Source organism: Cellulosimicrobium sp. Marseille-Q8652, assembly GCF_965112045.1.
Map to the genome: position 1 here is coordinate 588,525 of NZ_CBCOPS010000002.1, position 19,092 is coordinate 607,616.

The window sequence follows — 19,092 nt, forward strand, 5'->3', positions numbered from 1 at the left end:
ACGGGCGGGGACCCGACCGCGCGGACGGACCGCGCGGAGGACACGACCACAGGACGGGACGACGACATGGCACAGCGGACCGGGGGCCGGCCCTCCACCTCGCGGGCACCGCGCACCGGGGCAGGTCCGACGTCGGGGCGTCCGACGTCGCGCACGACGCCGTCCGCGGCCCGGTCCCGTCCTGCCGACCGGGGCGGTGCCGGCCGCCTCGAGCCTCGGCCACCGGCGCACGTCCGCGTGCGCCGGTGGCTGCAGGGCGCCGGACCGCGCGGCTGGGCGCTGCTCGCCGCCGGGGCGGTCGCGGTCGCGGTCGTGGTGGTCGTCCTCGTCGTCGCGCTCACGCGCGGTGGCGGTGACGAGACCGACGACGGCGGGTTCGCCGTCGACCCGGCGCGCGTCGCCGAGCTCGAGGCCGCCGAGGTCGAGCGAGACGCGGAGAACCTCACGGCCTCGATCGAGCACGCGCGCCACGTCCAGACCGAGCTCGTCCCGGTCCTGCACGACCTCCATGCGGCGCTGCCGGTGGACGGCACGACCGCGACGCCGCCCACCGCCGAGGACGTGGCGTCGTGGCGCGCACAGCTCGACGTGCTGACGGGCGAGACCGAGAACCTCGCGAGCGGGACCTCGGAGCACAACATCGTGCGGAACGGGATGCTCACCTCGCTCGAGCTGCTCGGCGACACGGTCGACGCCGTCGACCTCGCGCGCTCGGCGGGCGCGAGCGCCGCGCCGGACCTCTACGCCCTCGCCGGCGAGCTGCGCTCGCGCGCGGTCGACACCTGGGGCCTCGCGGCGATCCAGCTGGACCTGCGCGCCGTCGCGGCCGACCAGGGCCACGTGCACGTCTTCCTGCCCGTGCGCCCGGGCGACTCCCTCGACGGCGGCATGGACATGCACGGCGCGGAGGAGCCCGAGAGCGACGGCCACGACCACTGAGCGGCACCCGACCGCCCTGTCCGGGTGCCGGCGGGCTCGACCGGTCAGGCGCCGTGCACCATGACGACGTCGGAGTGCTCCTCGCCGCCCACGACGTACGTCCGCTCCCCGACGAGGGCGAAGCCGCTCTTGCGGTAGAAGGCCTGCGCGCGCGCGTTGAGCACGTTCGTGCCGAGCCACACCCGACGGCCGGGGGCCAGCGCGGCGGCGGCGTCCCGGGCGGCCGTCATGAGCGCGGCCGCGACGCCCGTCCCCTGCGCCTCCGGATGCACGTAGATCTTCGAGAGCTCCACCGCCTCGCCCGGCCCGACGGCCCGCGCGACGTCGGCGTCGTCGGGCACCGCGCGCACCAGCAGCGCGTACCCGACGAGCCGGCCGTCGCGACCGCTCCCGTGGGCGTCCGCGACGAGCAGCACGTGCTCGGCGCTCGCGGCCCACGCCCGGAAGCGGTCGGGGGAGAGCTGCACCGCGACGTGCTCGGCGATCGCCTGCGGCGACGTCCCGGGCGGGCACGCGAGCGGGAACGTCAGCGCGGCGAGCCGGGCGAGGGACGGCGCGTCGTCGGGCGTCGCGGTCCGCACGCGCGGTGCCGCGAGGTGGGGATCGGTCACGACGGCGAATGTACCCGGCCGGCCGCGTCCTGGCGGTGCTCCGCCGTGCTCCGCGGTGCGACCTGACGCCGGTGGCGACGGCATGATGGGGGAGTGACGCGCATCGACCTCAACGCGGACCTGGGCGAGGGCTTCGGCCCCTGGACGTTCGCCGACGACGCCGCCCTCCTCGGCCTGGTGACCAGCGCGAACGTCGCGTGCGGCTTCCACGCCGGCGACCCGGGGACGATGCGCGCGGTCACGAGCGGCGCGGTGGCCGCCGGGGTCAGCATCGGCGCGCACGTGGGCTACCGGGACCTCGCCGGGTTCGGCCGTCGCTTCGTCGACGTCGCGCCCGGGGACCTGAGGGACGACGTGCTCTACCAGCTCGGGGCGCTCGACGGCTTCGCGCGCGTCGCGGGGGACCGCGTGCGGTACGTCAAGCCGCACGGCGCGCTCTACCACGCGATGACGCACCACGAGGCGCAGGCCCTCGCCGTCGTCGAGGCGGTCCGGGCGTACGACCCGACGCTGCCCGTGGTCGGGTTCCCGGGATCCGCCGTGCTGCGGCTCGCCGACGAGGCGGGGCTGCCCACCGTGCGCGAGGCGTTCGCCGACCGCGGCTATCTCCCGACGGGCGAGCTCGTCCCGCGGGGGCGCGAGGGCGCGGTGCTGCACGACGCCGCCGAGGTCGCCGCTCGCGTCGTCGGCCTCGTGACGAGCGGCACGGTGCACGCGGTCGACGGGACGCCGGTCCCCGTCGACGCCGACTCCGTCTGCGTGCACTCGGACACCCCGGGCGCCGTCGACCTCCTCGGTGCGGTGCGGCGCGCGCTCGACGAGGCGGACGTCGTCGTGCAGGCGTTCGCCGTCGGGGACGAGCGCGAGGCGCGGTGAACCGCGCCGAGGACGTGCGCCGCTACGGCGAGACGGCGTTCCTCGTCGACCTGCCCGACCTCGCCGCGGTGCGTGCGCTCGACCGCCGGCTGACGTCGGACCGCCCGGGCGAGGTGCTCGACGTCGTGCCCGCCGCGCGGAGCGTGCTCGTCACCTTCCGCGACGCGGCCCACGCGCCGGTCGTGGAGCGCTGGGTCCGTGAGGCAGCGCGGCGCGCCGCCGTGCAGCCCGCCGGGGCGACCGCGGGCGCGACCCCCGCGGCGTCCGGCGCGTCCGGCGGGACGTCGGGGGCCGAGACCCCGCTGGTCGAGACCCCGCTGGTCGAGCTCCCGGTCGTCTACGACGGTGCCGACCTGGCGGACGTCGCGGCGTGGGCGGGCGTCAGCGAGGCGGAGGTCGTCGCACGGCACGCCGGGCGGGTGTACGACGCCGCGTTCAGCGGGTTCGCGCCCGGTTTCGTCTACCTCGTGGGCGTCGACCCGGTGATCGCCGCGCCACGGCTCGCGACCCCCCGCCCGCGCGTCCCGGCGGGCGCGGTGGCGCTCGCGGGCGAGCTCACGGCCGTCTACCCGGCGTCGTCGCCGGGCGGGTGGCGCCTGCTGGGCACGACCGCCGAGCGACTGTTCGACGTCGACCGGGACCCGCCCGCGCTCGTGGCCCCGGGGTGGCGGGTCCGGTTCCTGCCCACGAGGGCCGCCGTGGTCGGCCCCGGGCGTTGTGCACGCGCGCCGGTGCGAGCGGGCGTCTCCGCAGGGGCGGCGACCGGAGCGGCGGCTGACACCGCGACCACGCCCGGCGCAGCAGGCGGTGCGACGGCCGGCACGGTCTCGGCGCGTGGCCCACGAGCCTCCTCCGGATCCGGATCCGGGTCCGGGTCCGGGTCCGGGTCCGGGTCCGGGATCGAGACCCGGACCGGGATCGAGACCCGGACCGTGCCTGTCGCCGGTGGTGCCGGTGGTGCCGGTGGTGCCGGAGCGTCGACGGTGACGGTCGTCGCGCCGGGACCGCAGACGCTCGTCGAGGACGCAGGCCGCCCCGGGCTCGGCGGGATCGGCGTGGGCCCCTCCGGCGTCGCGGACCGCGGGGCGGCGGCGCTCGCGAACCGCCTCGTCGGGAACGACCGGCCCGCGGCGCTCCTCGAGGTGACGCTCGGGGGTCTGGTCCTGCGGTTCGACATGCCTGCCCTCGTCGCCCTGGCCGGTGCCGCTGCGCCGGCGCGGGTGGACGGGACGCCCGTCGGCCGGCACGCCGCGCTCCGGGTCCGCGCGGGCGCCGTCCTGAGCCTCGGGACGCCGCCGCACGGGGTGCGGACCTACGTCGCCGTGCGAGGCGGCGTGGACGTCGACCCCGTCCTGGGATCACGCTCGCGCGACGTGCTCTCCGGCCTGGGACCGCGGCCGCTGGCGGCGGGCGACGTGCTCCGCGTCGGCGTGGCGACCGGAGACCCTGCCCCGGTGGAGACCGCGCCGGTCCGCCACGAGGCCGGCGCGCTCCGGCCGGGCGAGCGCCACGTGGTGCTGCCCGTCCTCGCCGGCCCGCGACCGGACTGGTTCCTGCCCGGTGCGTGGCAGGCGCTCGGTGCGCTGCGCGCGGTCGCCCCGGACAGCGACCGGGTCGCCCTGCGGCTCGACGGGCAGGCGGTCCCGCGACGAGGCGGGGAGCTGCCGTCCGAGGGAGTGGTGCGAGGAGCGGTCCAGGTCCCGCCCGACGGCCGACCGGTCGTCTTCCTCGCGGACCACCCGGTGACGGGCGGGTACCCGGTGATCGGCGTCCTCACGGCGGACGCCGCGGACCGTGCCGCGCAGCTGCGTCCGGGCGACGCGGTCCGCCTGCGACCGCTGCGTGCCGGACGCTGAGGGCACTGCGCGCCGGACGGGGAGAGCGCGCCTCGCGGCGTTCGGGACCGCCGGCTCCGGCGACCGGTCCGCCGCCGGCTGACCGGGCCGCAGAGGGCTCCCGGGCGGGAGCGACAGGCCGTGCGCGGGGATGTGTGGCGGGTCACCGGAGGGCGGCTTGACCCCGTCGCGCCGAGCCGCGTAATGTTCTGGATGTCGGCCCGACAGGGAGGAACAGACACCGCGACGGTGGCTGGTCCCGGGGCCAAAAATCCTACCTCCGCAGGAACCGCGTCGACAGACGTGCGCCAGCGGGGACCCTCACGGTGACCAGGGCGAGCAGCGCTGGTTGAGAAGCCGAGAGAGACCTGGTAGGGTTGAGAAGTTGCCCCAAGCGAGGTTGGGCCCCTGGGTCTGGCTGAGTTGGTGTGTGTCGGTTGTTTGAGAACTCAACAGTGTGCTTGTTAGTCAATGCCAATTTTTGTCCTCGTGGGCATGGCTGGCTGGGTTGCCCGTCCGGGTGGCTGGTTGGTTGTGTCTGGGGATTCCTTTGGTTGATTTCGGAGAATGATCGTCAGATTGTTTTTCGTTTGTAGGCCAGTTTTGTGAACCCTTTGGGGGTTCGCTTCGTATGGATTGTTCGCTGCTGGGTGTTGTGCCTGGTGGTGGGCGTTGATCATTTACGGAGAGTTTGATCCTGGCTCAGGACGAACGCTGGCGGCGTGCTTAACACATGCAAGTCGAACGATGATGCCCAGCTTGCTGGGTTGATTAGTGGCGAACGGGTGAGTAACACGTGAGTAACCTGCCCCTGACTTCGGGATAACTCCGGGAAACCGGGGCTAATACCGGATATGAGCCGTCCTCGCATGGGGGTGGTTGGAAAGTTTTTCGGTCAGGGATGGGCTCGCGGCCTATCAGCTTGTTGGTGGGGTGATGGCCTACCAAGGCGACGACGGGTAGCCGGCCTGAGAGGGCGACCGGCCACACTGGGACTGAGACACGGCCCAGACTCCTACGGGAGGCAGCAGTGGGGAATATTGCACAATGGGCGAAAGCCTGATGCAGCGACGCCGCGTGAGGGATGACGGCCTTCGGGTTGTAAACCTCTTTCAGCAGGGAAGAAGCGCAAGTGACGGTACCTGCAGAAGAAGCGCCGGCTAACTACGTGCCAGCAGCCGCGGTAATACGTAGGGCGCAAGCGTTGTCCGGAATTATTGGGCGTAAAGAGCTCGTAGGCGGTTTGTCGCGTCTGGTGTGAAAACTCGAGGCTCAACCTCGAGCTTGCATCGGGTACGGGCAGACTAGAGTGCGGTAGGGGAGACTGGAATTCCTGGTGTAGCGGTGGAATGCGCAGATATCAGGAGGAACACCGATGGCGAAGGCAGGTCTCTGGGCCGCAACTGACGCTGAGGAGCGAAAGCATGGGGAGCGAACAGGATTAGATACCCTGGTAGTCCATGCCGTAAACGTTGGGCACTAGGTGTGGGGCTCATTCCACGAGTTCCGTGCCGCAGCAAACGCATTAAGTGCCCCGCCTGGGGAGTACGGCCGCAAGGCTAAAACTCAAAGGAATTGACGGGGGCCCGCACAAGCGGCGGAGCATGCGGATTAATTCGATGCAACGCGAAGAACCTTACCAAGGCTTGACATGCACGGGAAGCCACCAGAGATGGTGGTCTCTTTGGACACTCGTGCACAGGTGGTGCATGGTTGTCGTCAGCTCGTGTCGTGAGATGTTGGGTTAAGTCCCGCAACGAGCGCAACCCTCGTCCCATGTTGCCAGCGGGTTATGCCGGGGACTCATGGGAGACTGCCGGGGTCAACTCGGAGGAAGGTGGGGATGACGTCAAATCATCATGCCCCTTATGTCTTGGGCTTCACGCATGCTACAATGGCCGGTACAAAGGGCTGCGATACCGTAAGGTGGAGCGAATCCCAAAAAGCCGGTCTCAGTTCGGATTGGGGTCTGCAACTCGACCCCATGAAGTCGGAGTCGCTAGTAATCGCAGATCAGCAACGCTGCGGTGAATACGTTCCCGGGCCTTGTACACACCGCCCGTCAAGTCACGAAAGTCGGTAACACCCGAAGCCCATGGCCCAACCGGTTCGCCGGGGGGAGTGGTCGAAGGTGGGACTGGCGATTGGGACTAAGTCGTAACAAGGTAGCCGTACCGGAAGGTGCGGCTGGATCACCTCCTTTCTAAGGAGCTTCAACGCACGCCGGCGCCTTGCCTCTTCGGGGGTGGGTGGGGTGTGTGGTGGCCACGGCCCACGCCGTTCGCGTGTGGGGGTGGTTGCTCATGGGTGGAACATTGACGAAAGAGCGTCGGGTCTCGCTGGTGTCAGTACCTGCGTCGCCTGGTCTGCTGGGTCCTTCTTCGGGAGGGGTCGGTGGTGCCGGGTGGTGTGGTGGAACATCGCGGGTGGGGTCCGGGGCTCGTCGAGCACACTGTTGGGTCCTCAGGTCATCGGCCACGTTGGGTGGTGGTGCCTGGTACGGGTCGGTCCGTGGATCGCGAACCGCTCGTCGCAGCTGTGCTGCGGTGGGTAGGCGGGTCTGTGCGGGTCGGGGTCGTTGGTTGTTTGAGAACTGCACAGTGGACGCGAGCATCTTTGAAGTGATCAAGATGCAAAAAGCTCGGGTGTGCCTCCTCGTGGGGTGTTCCCGTGGTTTTTGTTCTTGGTCTCTGCGAATAGATTGTAGTGTGTGTGTCGAAGTTTTTAAGGGCACACGGTGGATGCCTTGGCACTAGGAGCCGAAGAAGGACGTCGTAGCCTGCGATAAGCCTCGGGGAGCTGGCAAACGAGCTGTGATCCGAGGGTTTCCGAATGGGGGAACCCCGTACGAGTCATGTCGTGCGACCTGCACCTGAATATATAGGGTGTGTGGAGGGAACGCCGGGAAGTGAAACATCTCAGTACCGGCAGGAAGAGATATTCCGTGAGTAGTGGCGAGCGAAAGCGGATGAGGCCAAACCGGGCGCGTGGTAAAGCTGTCAGGCGTTGCGTGTCCGGGGTTGTGGGACCCTTCTGGTGGATCTGACAGTCCACCGGGGAGTCAGAAAGCCGTGTCATAGTCGAACCGCATTGAAAGGCGGACCACAGACGGTGCGAGTCCGGTAGACGAAATGGCGCGGCCTCCCGAAGGGGATCCCAAGTAGCACGGGGCCCGAGAAATCTCGTGTGAATCTGGCAAGACCACTTGCTAAGCCTAAATACTACCTAGTGACCGATAGCGGACCAGTACCGTGAGGGAAAGGTGAAAAGTACCCCGGGAGGGGAGTGAAATAGTACCTGAAACCGTGTGCCTACAATCCGTTGGAGCCTCCTTGGTTGGGGTGACAGCGTGCCTTTTGAAGAATGAGCCTGCGAGTTAGTGCTCAGTGGCGAGGTTAACCCGTGTGGGGAAGCCGTAGCGAAAGCGAGTCCGAACAGGGCGCCCATAGTCGCTGGGTCTAGACCCGAAGCGAAGTGATCTAGCCATGGGCAGGTTGAAGCGCGGGTAAGACCGCGTGGAGGACCGAACCCACCAGGGTTGAAAACCTGGGGGATGACCTGTGGTTAGGGGTGAAAGGCCAATCAAACTTCGTGATAGCTGGTTCTCCCCGAAATGCATTTAGGTGCAGCGTCACGTGTTTCTTGCCGGAGGTAGAGCTACTGGATGGCCGATGGGCCCTACAAGGTTACTGACGTCAGCCAAACTCCGAATGCCGGTAAGTGGAAGCGTGGCAGTGAGACTGCGGGGGATAAGCTCCGTAGTCGAGAGGGAAACAGCCCAGACCACCGGCTAAGGCCCCCAAGCGTGTGCTAAGTGGGAAAGGATGTGGAGTTGCACAGACAACCAGGAGGTTGGCTTAGAAGCAGCCACCCTTGAAAGAGTGCGTAATAGCTCACTGGTCAAGTGATTCCGCGCCGACAATGTAGCGGGGCTCAAGTACACCGCCGAAGCCGTGGCATCTGCGCGTAACTCAGGCCTTCGTGGTCCAGAGGCGCAGGTGGGTAGGGGAGCGTCGTGTGGCCGGTGAAGCCGCGGGGGAACCCAGCGGTGGAGGCCACACGAGTGAGAATGCAGGCATGAGTAGCGAATGACGGGTGAGAAACCCGTCCGCCGAATGACCAAGGGTTCCAGGGCCAGGTTAATCCGCCCTGGGTAAGTCGGGACCTAAGGCGAGGCCGACAGGCGTAGTCGATGGACAAGGAGTTGATATTCTCCTACCGGCGAAGAACCGCCCATACCGAGCCCGGTGATGCTAACCGCCCAAACCTGTCCACCGACCCTTCGGGGTCACCGGACAGGGGCGCGCGGGACCCGAACCGGTAGTAGGTAAGCGTATTAACAGGGGTGACGCAGGAAGGTAGCCCGGCGTGGCGATGGTAGTCCACGTCCAAGGCTGTAGGCCGTCGGGTAGGCAAATCCGCCCGGCACCAGGCTGAGAGCTGATAGTGAGCGCGTATGCGCGAAACGGGTGATCCTATGCTGCCAAGAAAAGCCTCGGCGCGAGGTTCTAGCCGCCCGTACCCCAAACCGACTCAGGTGGTCAGGTAGAGAATACCAAGGCGATCGAGCGAATCGTGGTTAAGGAACTCGGCAAAATGCCCCCGTAACTTCGGGAGAAGGGGGGCCCGAAACGTGAACCGACTTGCTCGGGGAGCGTGGACGGCCGCAGAGACCAGGGAGAAGCGACTGTTTACTAAAAACACAGGTCCGTGCGAAGTCGCAAGACGATGTATACGGACTGACGCCTGCCCGGTGCTGGAAGGTTAAGAGGACGGGTCAACCCTTCGTGGGTGAAGCTCAGAATTTAAGCCCCAGTAAACGGCGGTGGTAACTATAACCATCCTAAGGTAGCGAAATTCCTTGTCGGGTAAGTTCCGACCTGCACGAATGGCGTAACGACTTCTCCGCTGTCTCAACCGCGAACTCGGCGAAATTGCACTACGAGTAAAGATGCTCGTTACGCGCAGCAGGACGGAAAGACCCCGGGACCTTTACTATAGCTTGGTATTGGTGTTCGGTGCGGCTTGTGTAGGATAGGTGGGAGACTGTGAAGCCCGCACGCCAGTGCGGGTGGAGTCAACGTTGAAATACCACTCTGGCCGCTTCGGATGTCTAACCTCGGTCCGTGATCCGGACCAGGGACAGTGCCTGGTGGGTAGTTTAACTGGGGCGGTTGCCTCCTAAAATGTAACGGAGGCGCTCAAAGGTTCCCTCAGCCTGGTTGGCAATCAGGTGTCGAGTGCAAGTGCACAAGGGAGCTTGACTGTGAGACTGACAGGTCGAGCAGGGACGAAAGTCGGAACTAGTGATCCGGCGGTGGCTTGTGGAAGCGCCGTCGCTCAACGGATAAAAGGTACCCCGGGGATAACAGGCTGATCTTGCCCAAGAGTCCATATCGACGGCATGGTTTGGCACCTCGATGTCGGCTCGTCGCATCCTGGGGCTGGAGTAGGTCCCAAGGGTTGGGCTGTTCGCCCATTAAAGCGGTACGCGAGCTGGGTTTAGAACGTCGTGAGACAGTTCGGTCCCTATCCGCTGCGCGCGCAGGAAACTTGAGAAGGGCTGTCCCTAGTACGAGAGGACCGGGACGGACGAACCTCTGGTGTGCCAGTTGTTCCGCCAGGAGCACCGCTGGTTGGCTACGTTCGGAAGGGATAACCGCTGAAAGCATCTAAGCGGGAAGCCTGCTTCAAGATGAGGTTTCCATACCCTACGGGGTGAGAGGCACCCAGCAGAACACTGGGTAGATAGGCCGGACGTGGAAACGGGGACCAACGACCCGTGCAGCTGACCGGTACTAATCAGCCGACAACTTCAACACCCAACACACTCATTGCTACGCGTCCACTGTGCGGTTCCCGAACCACCAACCCCCACCCCCCCACACCAGGGGAGGCACCCAGGTTGGACGAGTTCGACGAAGTTACGGCGGTCACAGCGAAGGGGAAACGCCCGGTCCCATACCGAACCCGGAAGCTAAGCCCTTCAGCGCCGATGGTACTGCCCTGGAGACGGGGTGGGAGAGTAGGACGCCGCCGGACAACCCTTCACCGAAGGCCCACCCCCACGGGGTGGGCCTTCGGCATTTCTGCGTACCCTCGCGCAGTCCTCTCTGCGTGCTCCCACGCAGTCGGCGACCCGCTCGGACGAGGAGGCGGCCGCCTTCCGACCGGGACGAGCACCCGCCGAGCCGTGCGGCTCCGCGGTCGCTGTCTGACCGATCCGGCCGGCGCGCGCTCCTGCCGCCGTCGCCGCCCCTCTAGAATGGCGACCATGTCCACCATCTCCCGTGACGAGGTCGCGCGCGTCGCCGCGCTGGCCCGCATCGACCTGCGACCCGAGGAGCTGGACCGGCTCGCGGGCGAGCTCGACGTGATCGTCGACGCCATCGCGAAGGTCAGCGAGGTCGCCACGCCCGACGTCCCCGCGACGAGCCATCCGCTCCCGCTCACCAACGTCTTCCGTGACGACGTCCCCGTACCGGCGCTGCCGGTGGCCGACGTCCTCGCCGGTGCGCCGTCGGCCGAGGACGGCCGGTTCGCCGTCCCGCAGATCCTCGGGGAGGAATGATGACCGACGACCTCACGCGGCTCTCGGCCGCCGAGCTCTCCGCGCGCCTCGCTGCCGGCGACGCGTCGAGCGTCGAGGTGACGCAGGCCCACCTCGACCGGATCGGCGCCGTCGACGGTGCCGTCCACGCCTTCCTCCACGTGAGCACCGAGGACGCCCTCCGGACCGCGCGCGACGTCGACGAGCGACGCGCTGCCGGCGACGAGCTGCACCCGCTCGCGGGCGTCCCCATCGCGGTCAAGGACGTCGTCGTGACGAAGGGCATGCCCACGACGGCCGGCTCGCGCATCCTCGAGGGCTGGGTCCCTCCGTACGACGCGACGATCGTCGAGCGCCTCCGCGCCGCACGGCTGCCGATCCTCGGCAAGACGAACATGGACGAGTTCGCGATGGGCTCCTCGACGGAGCACTCCGCCTACGGCAACACCCGGAACCCGTGGGACCTCGACCGGATCCCCGGCGGGTCCGGCGGCGGGTCCGCCGCGGCCGTCGCGGCGTTCGAGGCGCCGCTCGCGATCGGCACCGACACCGGTGGCTCGATCCGCCAGCCGGGTGCCGTGACCGGGACCGTCGGCGTGAAGCCCACGTACGGGGGCGTCTCCCGGTACGGCCTCATCGCCATGGCGTCGTCGCTCGACCAGGCGGGGCCCGTCACGCGGACGGTCCTCGACTCGGCGCTGCTCCACGAGCTCGTCGGCGGGCACGACCCGCGCGACTCGACGTCGATCCGCGAGAAGGTGCCCGCGCTCGTCGAGGCGGCGCGTCGGGGCGCGACGGGCGACCTGAGCGGCGTCCGGGTCGGTGTGGTCACCGAGCTGAGCGGTGACGGCTACCAGGACGGCGTCAGCGCACGGTTCGAGGAGTCACTCGACCTGCTGCGGGGCATGGGCGCCGAGGTCGTCGAGGTCTCCTGCCCGCACTTCGAGTACGCCCTCGGTGCCTACTACCTCATCATGCCGAGCGAGGCGTCGAGCAACCTCGCCAAGTTCGACGGCATGCGGTTCGGTCTCCGCGTCGAGCCCGAGGACGGCCCCGTGACCGCCGAGCGCGTCATGGCCGCGACCCGCGGCGCCGGCTTCGGCGACGAGGTGAAGCGCCGCATCATCCTCGGTACCTACGCGCTGTCCGCGGGGTACTACGACGCGTACTACGGGAGCGCGCAGAAGGTCCGTACCCTCATCCAGCGCGACTTCGACGCGGCGTTCGGCCAGGCCGACGTGCTCGTCTCGCCGACCGCGCCCACGACGGCGTTCCGGTTCGGCGAGAAGCTCGACGACCCGCTCGCGATGTACCTCAACGACGTCGCGACGATCCCCGCGAACCTCGCCGGGGTCCCGGGGATGTCCGTCCCGGCCGGGCTGTCGGACGACGGCCTCCCCGTCGGGTTCCAGGTCCTCGCACCCGCGAAGGCCGACGACCGCATGTACCGCGTGGGCGCCGCGCTCGAGGCGGCGCTGCACGGTGCGTGGGGCGGGCCGCTGCTCGACCGCGCGCCCGCGCTGCCCACGGCCGACACCGAGCAGGAGGGCTGAGTCGAGATGACCGCCACCACCGTCGACCTCGTCGACTACGCCGACGCCGTCCGTCGCTACGACCCCGTCATCGGGATCGAGGTGCACGTCGAGCTCGGCACGCTGACCAAGATGTTCTGCGCCGCCGAGGTGAGCTTCGGCGCCGAGCCCAACACCCAGGTCACGCCCGTCTCGCTCGGGCTCCCCGGCGCGCTGCCGGTCGTCAACGGCAAGGCCGTCGAGTACGCCATCCGCATCGGGCTCGCGCTCAACTGCGAGATCGCGGAGAGCTGCCGCTTCGCGCGCAAGAACTACTTCTACCCGGACGTGCCGAAGAACTTCCAGACGTCGCAGTACGACGAGCCGATCGCCCACGACGGGTGGATCGACGTCGAGCTCGAGGACGGCACCGTGTTCCGCGTGGAGATCGAGCGCGCGCACATGGAGGAGGACGCCGGCAAGAACACCCACGTCGGCGGCGCCACCGGCCGCATCCACGGCGCCGAGTACTCGCTCGTGGACTACAACCGTGCGGGCATCCCGCTCGTCGAGATCGTCACGCGTCCCATCACGGGCGCGGGGGAGCGGGCCCCGGAGGTGGCGCGCGCGTACGTGCAGACCCTGCGCGACATCTTCCGCGCGCTCGACGTGTCCGAGGCCCGCATGGAGCGCGGCAACGTGCGCGCGGACGTCAACCTGTCGCTGCGCCCGACCCCGGAGTCGCCCCTCGGCACGCGGACGGAGACCAAGAACGTCAACTCCTTCCGTTCGGTCGAGCGCGCGGTGCGCTACGAGGTCTCGCGGCAGGCCGCGGTGCTCGACGCCGGCGGGACCGTGATCCAGGAGACCCGGCACTGGCACGAGGACACCGGCGTCACCACGTCGGGCCGCGTGAAGTCGGACGCGGAGGACTACCGGTACTTCCCCGAGCCGGACCTCGTCCCGGTCGCCCCGCCGCGCGAGTGGATCGAGGAGATCCGCGCCGGGCTCCCCGAGCTCCCGGTCGCGCGCCGTCGCCGCCTGCAGGGCGAGTGGGGGTACGCGGACGCCGAGATGCGCGACGTCGTCAACGCCGGTGCGATCGACCTCATCGAGGCGACCGTGTCCGCGGGGACGAGCCCGGCCGGCGCGCGCAAGTGGTGGATGGGCGAGCTCGCGCGGCGCGCGAAGCAGGACGACGTGGAGCTCGCCGCCCTCACGGTCACGCCGGCTCAGATCGCCCAGCTCCAGGGTCTCGTCGACTCCGGTCGCATCAACGACAAGCTGGCGCGCCAGGTGCTGGAGGGGGTGCTCGCCGGCGAGGGCGACCCGGAACAGGTCGTCGTGGCCCGTGGCCTCGAGGTCGTGTCGGACGACGGCGCGCTGCTCGCCGCGATCGACGAGGCGCTCGCCGCGCAGCCGGACGTCGCCGCCAAGGTCCGGGGCGGGAACCTCGGCCCGGTCGGCGCGATCATCGGCGCGGTCATGAAGGCGACGCGGGGCCAGGCGGACGCCGGGCGCGTGCGCGAGCTCGTCCTCGAGCGGATCGGGTGATCGCATGACCAGGGGGCCCGTCCTGCTCGGCGAGATGATGCGGCTGCGGCCGATCGAGGCGCGCGACGCGGACCGCATGTGGGAGTCGCTGCAGGACCCGGAGTCGAACCGGCTCACGGGGACGACGGCGACCTTCACGCGCGCGCAGATCGACGAGTGGTCGGCGACGATCAGCGACCGCGACGGACGGTACGACTGGGCGATCACGTCGGGTGCCGTGCGTGACGGGCACCAGGTGAGCGACGAGATGATCGGTGAGATCGTCCTCAACGACATCGACGAGCACGCGCGCTCGGCGAACCTGCGCCTCGCTCTGCTGCCCAACTACCGTGGGCGCGGCTACGGGCGGGAGGCGATCTTCGAGGTCCTGCGCTTCGCGTTCGACGGCACCACCGACGTGGACGGCGTCCGGCACGACGGTCCGCACCTGCACCGCGTGAGCCTCGACGTCCTGAGCATCAACCCGCGGGCGCGCATGCTCTACGAGTCGCTCGGCTTCCGCGAGGAGGGACGCCTGCGCGACGTCTACCGCGACGGCGACGGCTGGGCCGACGCGACGATCATGAGCATCCTCGAGGACGAGTTCCGGGTCGGTCTCGGTTCCGCCTGACCGTCCGTCCTCCTCTCGGCACGACCACCTCGGGCCCGGCAGCGTCGCTGTCGGGCCCGTCGTCGTCCCGGGGCCCCTCTGCGGTGGGCGCGACGGGCGCGGCGGCCGAGGGTACGCGCTCGTCCCCTCCGCGGAAGTCTGGTTGACACCTCGCGATGCGGCGGCGTACATTCATTGAGCGGAAACAAAGTTCCGCGATGTGGATAAGCACTCCGACTTCCGACTGGCGAAGAGGACGGCGATGACGCTGGACGAGTTCAACGGGATGTCCCGGCAGGACGCGCGGGACACGCTGCTCGCGTGCGCGCACGTCGAGCGGTGGGCCGACGACGTGGCCGGCGGGCGCCCGTACGCGACCGTCGCCGACGCCGTGAGGGCCGCCTCGACCGCCGCGGACCCGTGGACCGACGCGGAGGTCGACGCCGCGCTGGCGCGCCACCCGCGCATCGGGGAGCGGGCGAGCGGCGAGCGGGCCGACGCGCGCATGTCCCGCAGCGAGCAGTCCGGTGTCGACACGGGCGACGACGGCGTCGCGCGACGGCTCGCCGACGGCAACCGCGCCTACGAGGAGAAGTTCGGTCACGTCTTCCTCGTCCGGGCCGCCGGCCGGAGCGCCGAGGAGATCCTCGAGCAGCTCACGGAGCGTCTGGGCAACGACGCGCAGACCGAGCGGGCGAACGCCGCGCGCAACCTGCGCGAGATCGCCGCGCTGCGGCTGGAAGGGGTGCTGTCCGCATGAGCGCGCACGCCAGCCACATCACCACGCACGTACTCGACGCGGCCAGCGGTAGGCCCGCCGAGGGGATCGACGTCCGCCTGGAGGCGGCTCCGGAGATCGCGGGCAGGACGACGGGGCAGGGCTGGTCCCTGGTGGCGTCCTCCCGCACGAACGACGACGGTCGGGTGCCCGAGCTCGGGCCCGAGACCCTCGTCCCCGGCACGTACCGGCTCGTGTTCGACACGGGCGCGTACTTCGACCGGCAGAGCACCGTGTCCTTCTACCCGGAGGTCGTCATCGTCTTCCGGGTGGCGAGCGCCGAGCAGCACTACCACGTCCCCGTCCTGCTCAGCCCGTTCGCCTACTCGACCTATCGAGGGAGCTGACATGACCGAGACCCTGAGCAGCACCGGGGCAGCCCAGCAGACGACGGGCGCGACCGGCGCCATCGTGCTCGGCGACAACCAGTGGGGCAAGGCGGAGGTGCGCCTCGTGCGCGTCGACCGCTCCACCCCCCGCCACCGCATCACCGACGTGAACGTCTCCTCGCAGCTGCGGGGCGGCCAGGAGGCGACGCACTACGAGGGCGACAACTCGCGCTGCGTCGCGACCGACACGCAGAAGAACACGGTCTACGCGTTCGCCCGGGACGGGGTCGGCGCGATCGAGGAGTTCGCGATCCGCCTCGGCACGCACTTCGTCGAGGACTTCGACTGGATCGAGGGCGGCCGCTGGGAGGTCGAGCAGTACTCCTGGGAGCGGATCGAGACCGCCGACGGCGAGCACGACCACGCGTTCGTCCGGAACAACCAGGAGACGCGCACCACCGTCGTCCAGCGCGACGGCGACGACGTCTTCGTGGTCTCCGGTCTGACGGACCTCGTCGTGCTCAAGTCGACGGGCTCGGAGTTCCACGGCTTCCCGCGGGACCGGTACACGACGCTCGTCGAGACCGACGACCGCATCCTCGCGACGTCCGTCACGTCGCGCTGGCGGTACACGACGACGGACCTCGACTTCGACGCGGTCTACGCCAGGGTCCGCGCAATCCAGCTCGAGGCGTTCGCGACGACGCACTCGCTCGCGCTGCAGCAGACGCTCTTCGCGATGGGCAAGGCCGTGCTCGAGGCGGTCCCCGAGATCGCCGAGATCAAGTTCTCGATGCCCAACAAGCACCACTTCCTCGTGGACCTGGGCCCGTTCGGCCTGGACAACCCGAACGAGGTCTTCTACGCGGCCGACCGCCCGTACGGTCTCATCGAGGCGACCGTCCAGCGCGAGGGCGTCGCGCCCGAGCCGCGTGCCTGGGCGACCGTCACCGGGTTCTGCTGAGCAACGGGCGCCCGACGACCATGGCCACGACGTGACGACGCGACGCGCCCTGCCGGACCGCGGGGCCACCGCGGCCCGGCCGGGCGCGTCGCCGTCGGGCGGTCGGCCGGGCCCTTGCTCAGGGCGCCGTCGTGATGAGCTCGCCCGCGAGCTCGGCGGCCACGCGGTGCAGCACGGGGACGGCGCGCTCGCCGAACTCGTACGTCACGCGGGCGGCCGGTCCCGAGACGGACAGCGCGGTGGGCGTCGGGGCGCCCGGCACGGCCACGGCGAAGCAGCGCACGCCGAGCTCCTGCTCGCCGTCGTCGATCGCGTACCCGCGCTCGCGCGTGCGGTCGAGCTCCTTGAGGAGGTCGTCGACGTCGGTGATCGACTGGTCCGTCGCGGGCGGCATGCCCACGCGGGCGACGATCTCCCGCACGGTCTGGTCGGGGAGCTGGGCGAGCACCGCCTTGCCGACGCCCGTGCAGTGCGTGAACACGCGGCGCCCGACCTCGGTGAACATCCGCATCGAGTGCCGCGACGACGCCTGGGCGACGTACACCGCCATGTCGCGGTCGATCATCGCGAGGTTCGCCGACTCGCCGAGCTCCACGGTGAGCCGCTCGAGGTACGGGCGGGCGCCGGCACCGAGCTGACGACCCGCGGACTCCCCGAGCCGGATGAGGCGGGGGCCGAGCGTGTACCGGCGCGACGGCGTCTGGCGGACGTACCCCTGCGCGAGCAGCGTGCGCAGGAGGCGGTGGATCGTCGGCAGCGGGAGGCCCGCGTGCTGCGCGAGCTCGCTCAGGCCCGACTCGCCGCCGAAGTCCGCGAGCAGCTCGAGCAGCTCGATCGCCCGGTCGACGGACTGCACGCCGCCTGCCGGCCTCGCCGGGGAGCTCTCGGCCATCACCATCTCCTGTCCACCGGGCGGGGCCCGGCGACGGGCTCGCACCTCGACCTGAAGAGAGCGGCTCGCCCGCCCTCGCTTCCGCATCACGGAAGATACGCCTCAGCATACGAGAAGAAGGAACGACCATGACGTCCGAACCGCAGCCCACCACGCCCACGCCGCACGCCGCGCACGTCGCGACGAGCCCCAGCTACTCCATCACGCTGCGCGTCGAGGCCCCAAGCGGGCACCGTACGGCGAGCGACCTCGTCGCCGCGGTGAGCGCCACGGGCGCGGCGATCACCGGCGTGGACGTCTCGGAGTCCGGCGCCGACGTCCTCGTCGTGGACATCACGGCCGACACGGTCGACGCCGCGCACGTCGAGCAGATCCGCGACGCCCTCGGCGCGCTCGACGGCATCACCGTCCGGCACGTGAGCGACGCGACCTTCCTCATGCACCTCGGCGGCAAGCTGGAGGTCAACCCCAAGGTGCCGCTGCGCCACCGCGCCGACCTCGCCCGGGCGTACACGCCCGGGGTCGCGCGCGTGTGCCTCGCCATCGCGGAGCGGCCCGAGGACGCGCGCCGCCTCACGGTCAAGCGCAACACCGTCGCGGTCGTCACCGACGGCACCGCGGTCCTCGGCCTCGGCGACATCGGCCCTGCGGCCGCCCTGCCCGTAATGGAGGGCAAGGCCGCGCTGTTCAAGCAGTTCGCGGGCGTGGACGCGTGGCCCGTGTGCCTCGACACGACGGACACCGAGGAGATCATCCGCACGGTCAAGGCGATCGCGCCGGTCTACGGCGGGATCAACCTCGAGGACATCTCGGCGCCGCGCTGCTTCGAGATCGAGCGCCGCCTGCGCGACGAGCTCGACATCCCCGTGTTCCACGACGACCAGCACGGCACCGCGATCGTCGTGCTCGCCGCGCTGACCAACGCGCTGCGCGTCGTCGGGAAGTCCATCGAGGGCGTGCGGATCGTCGTGTCCGGCGTGGGTGCCGCGGGATCGGCGATCATCAAGCTCCTGCAGGGTCAGGGCGCGCGGCACGTCGTGGCGTTCGACCGCAAGGGCGCGCTCCACGCGGGCAACGCGGGCGACGACGAGAACCGCCGCCGGCTCGCGGCGACGACGAACGCCGACGGGTTCACGGGGACCCTGCGCGAGGGTCTCGCCGGGGCGGACGTGTTCGTCGGGGTCTCGGGCCCGAACATCCTCACCGGGGACGACGTCGCGACGATGGCCGACGACGCGATCGTGTTCGCGCTCGCCAACCCGACGCCCGAGGTCGACCCGATCGCCGCCGCGCAGCACGCGACCGTCGTCGCGACGGGCCGTAGCGACTTCCCGAACCAGATCAACAACGTGCTCGCGTTCCCGGGCCTGTTCCGCGGGCTGCTCGACGCCGGGGCGCGCGAGATCACCGACGAGATGCTGCGGGTCGCCGCCGTCGCGATCGCCGACGCCGTCGAGCCCGCCGAGCTCAGCGCGAGCTACATCGTGCCGAGCGTGTTCGAGCCCGCCGTCGCGACGTCGGTGGCCCGCGCGGTCGCCGAGGTCGCGGAGCGCGACCGCGCGGGCCAGGCTCAGGGGAGCGCCCCGTCGGGCCGCCCGGCCGGCGCCCCCGCCGCACGGTCCTGACGGCGACCGCCCCCGTGGCGCCGAGAGCATCCCGCAGAG

General features: G+C 69.8%; 13 protein-coding genes and 3 rRNA genes. 14 read left to right on the forward strand and 2 right to left on the reverse strand.

All coding sequences use genetic code 11. The features are described from left to right. Nucleotides 1-237: 237 nt before the first annotated feature. Nucleotides 238-939: a hypothetical protein gene (locus ACWPWV_RS12490; protein WP_454043301.1), complete on the forward strand. Its 702-nt coding sequence runs from the start codon at nucleotides 238-240 to the stop codon at nucleotides 937-939. A 44-nt stretch (nucleotides 940-983) separates the two neighbouring features. Here the strand turns inward: ACWPWV_RS12490 and ACWPWV_RS12495 are convergent, their stop codons facing one another. Further along, nucleotides 984-1,550 (reverse strand): N-acetyltransferase family protein, encoded by a 567-nt coding sequence (locus ACWPWV_RS12495; RefSeq protein WP_454043302.1) that lies wholly within the window; start codon nucleotides 1,548-1,550, stop codon nucleotides 984-986. Between the two features lie 93 nt (nucleotides 1,551-1,643). Between ACWPWV_RS12495 and ACWPWV_RS12500 the strand changes: the two genes are divergently transcribed. The 12 genes from ACWPWV_RS12500 (at nucleotide 1,644) to pucL (ending at nucleotide 16,536) form a co-directional block, all read left to right on the forward strand. Further along, complete coding sequence (locus ACWPWV_RS12500) at nucleotides 1,644-2,426, forward strand: LamB/YcsF family protein (RefSeq protein ID WP_454043303.1); 783 nt, start codon at nucleotides 1,644-1,646, stop codon at nucleotides 2,424-2,426. Then, on the forward strand, nucleotides 2,423-4,282 hold the full coding sequence (locus ACWPWV_RS12505) for a 5-oxoprolinase subunit B/C family protein (RefSeq protein WP_454043304.1): 1,860 nt from the start codon (nucleotides 2,423-2,425) through the stop codon (nucleotides 4,280-4,282). The genes ACWPWV_RS12500 and ACWPWV_RS12505 overlap by 4 nt, the downstream gene beginning before the upstream one ends. Before the next feature lie 658 nt (nucleotides 4,283-4,940). Beyond that, nucleotides 4,941-6,464, forward strand: a 16S ribosomal RNA gene (locus tag ACWPWV_RS12510). Between the two features lie 511 nt (nucleotides 6,465-6,975). Next, nucleotides 6,976-10,083, forward strand: a 23S ribosomal RNA gene (locus tag ACWPWV_RS12515). A gap of 103 nt (nucleotides 10,084-10,186) precedes the next feature. Beyond that, nucleotides 10,187-10,303: ribosomal RNA gene (gene rrf, locus ACWPWV_RS12520) — 5S ribosomal RNA — on the forward strand. The 16S, 23S and 5S rRNA genes sit together here, the layout of an rRNA operon. 232 nt (nucleotides 10,304-10,535) lie before the next feature. Next, nucleotides 10,536-10,832 carry an Asp-tRNA(Asn)/Glu-tRNA(Gln) amidotransferase subunit GatC gene (gene gatC, locus ACWPWV_RS12525; protein ID WP_454043305.1) on the forward strand — a complete coding sequence of 99 codons (297 nt, stop codon included), beginning with the start codon at nucleotides 10,536-10,538 and terminating at the stop codon, nucleotides 10,830-10,832. Next, the gene (gene gatA / locus ACWPWV_RS12530) at nucleotides 10,832-12,364 is read left to right on the forward strand and encodes an Asp-tRNA(Asn)/Glu-tRNA(Gln) amidotransferase subunit GatA (protein ID WP_454043306.1); all 1,533 of its coding nucleotides are present in this window, start codon (nucleotides 10,832-10,834) and stop codon (nucleotides 12,362-12,364) included. The genes gatC and gatA overlap by 1 nt, the downstream gene beginning before the upstream one ends. 6 nt (nucleotides 12,365-12,370) lie before the next feature. Then, complete coding sequence (gene gatB, locus ACWPWV_RS12535; protein ID WP_454043307.1) at nucleotides 12,371-13,876, forward strand: Asp-tRNA(Asn)/Glu-tRNA(Gln) amidotransferase subunit GatB; 1,506 nt, start codon at nucleotides 12,371-12,373, stop codon at nucleotides 13,874-13,876. 4 nt (nucleotides 13,877-13,880) lie between these two features. After that, nucleotides 13,881-14,486: a GNAT family N-acetyltransferase gene (locus tag ACWPWV_RS12540; protein ID WP_454043308.1), complete on the forward strand. Its 606-nt coding sequence runs from the start codon at nucleotides 13,881-13,883 to the stop codon at nucleotides 14,484-14,486. 241 nt (nucleotides 14,487-14,727) lie between these two features. Then, the gene (gene uraD, locus ACWPWV_RS12545) at nucleotides 14,728-15,225 is read left to right on the forward strand and encodes a 2-oxo-4-hydroxy-4-carboxy-5-ureidoimidazoline decarboxylase (RefSeq protein ID WP_454043309.1); all 498 of its coding nucleotides are present in this window, start codon (nucleotides 14,728-14,730) and stop codon (nucleotides 15,223-15,225) included. Continuing rightward, nucleotides 15,222-15,590 carry a hydroxyisourate hydrolase gene (gene uraH / locus ACWPWV_RS12550; protein ID WP_454043310.1) on the forward strand — a complete coding sequence of 123 codons (369 nt, stop codon included), beginning with the start codon at nucleotides 15,222-15,224 and terminating at the stop codon, nucleotides 15,588-15,590. The genes uraD and uraH overlap by 4 nt, the downstream gene beginning before the upstream one ends. 1 nt (nucleotide 15,591) lies before the next feature. Continuing rightward, entirely contained in the window at nucleotides 15,592-16,536 is a 945-nt protein-coding gene (gene pucL / locus ACWPWV_RS12555; protein WP_454043311.1) for a factor-independent urate hydroxylase, read from the forward strand. Between the two features lie 118 nt (nucleotides 16,537-16,654). Here pucL and ACWPWV_RS12560 read toward each other — a convergent pair whose 3' ends face one another. Then, a complete protein-coding gene (locus ACWPWV_RS12560) occupies nucleotides 16,655-17,428 on the reverse strand; it encodes an IclR family transcriptional regulator (protein ID WP_454043312.1) in 774 nt (257 codons plus the stop codon). A 128-nt stretch (nucleotides 17,429-17,556) separates the two neighbouring features. Here ACWPWV_RS12560 and ACWPWV_RS12565 point away from each other — a divergent pair, with 128 nt between their 5' ends. After that, nucleotides 17,557-19,053, forward strand: a complete 1,497-nt coding sequence (locus ACWPWV_RS12565; protein WP_454043313.1) for a malic enzyme-like NAD(P)-binding protein — start codon at nucleotides 17,557-17,559, stop codon at nucleotides 19,051-19,053. Nucleotides 19,054-19,092: the final 39 nt, after the last annotated feature.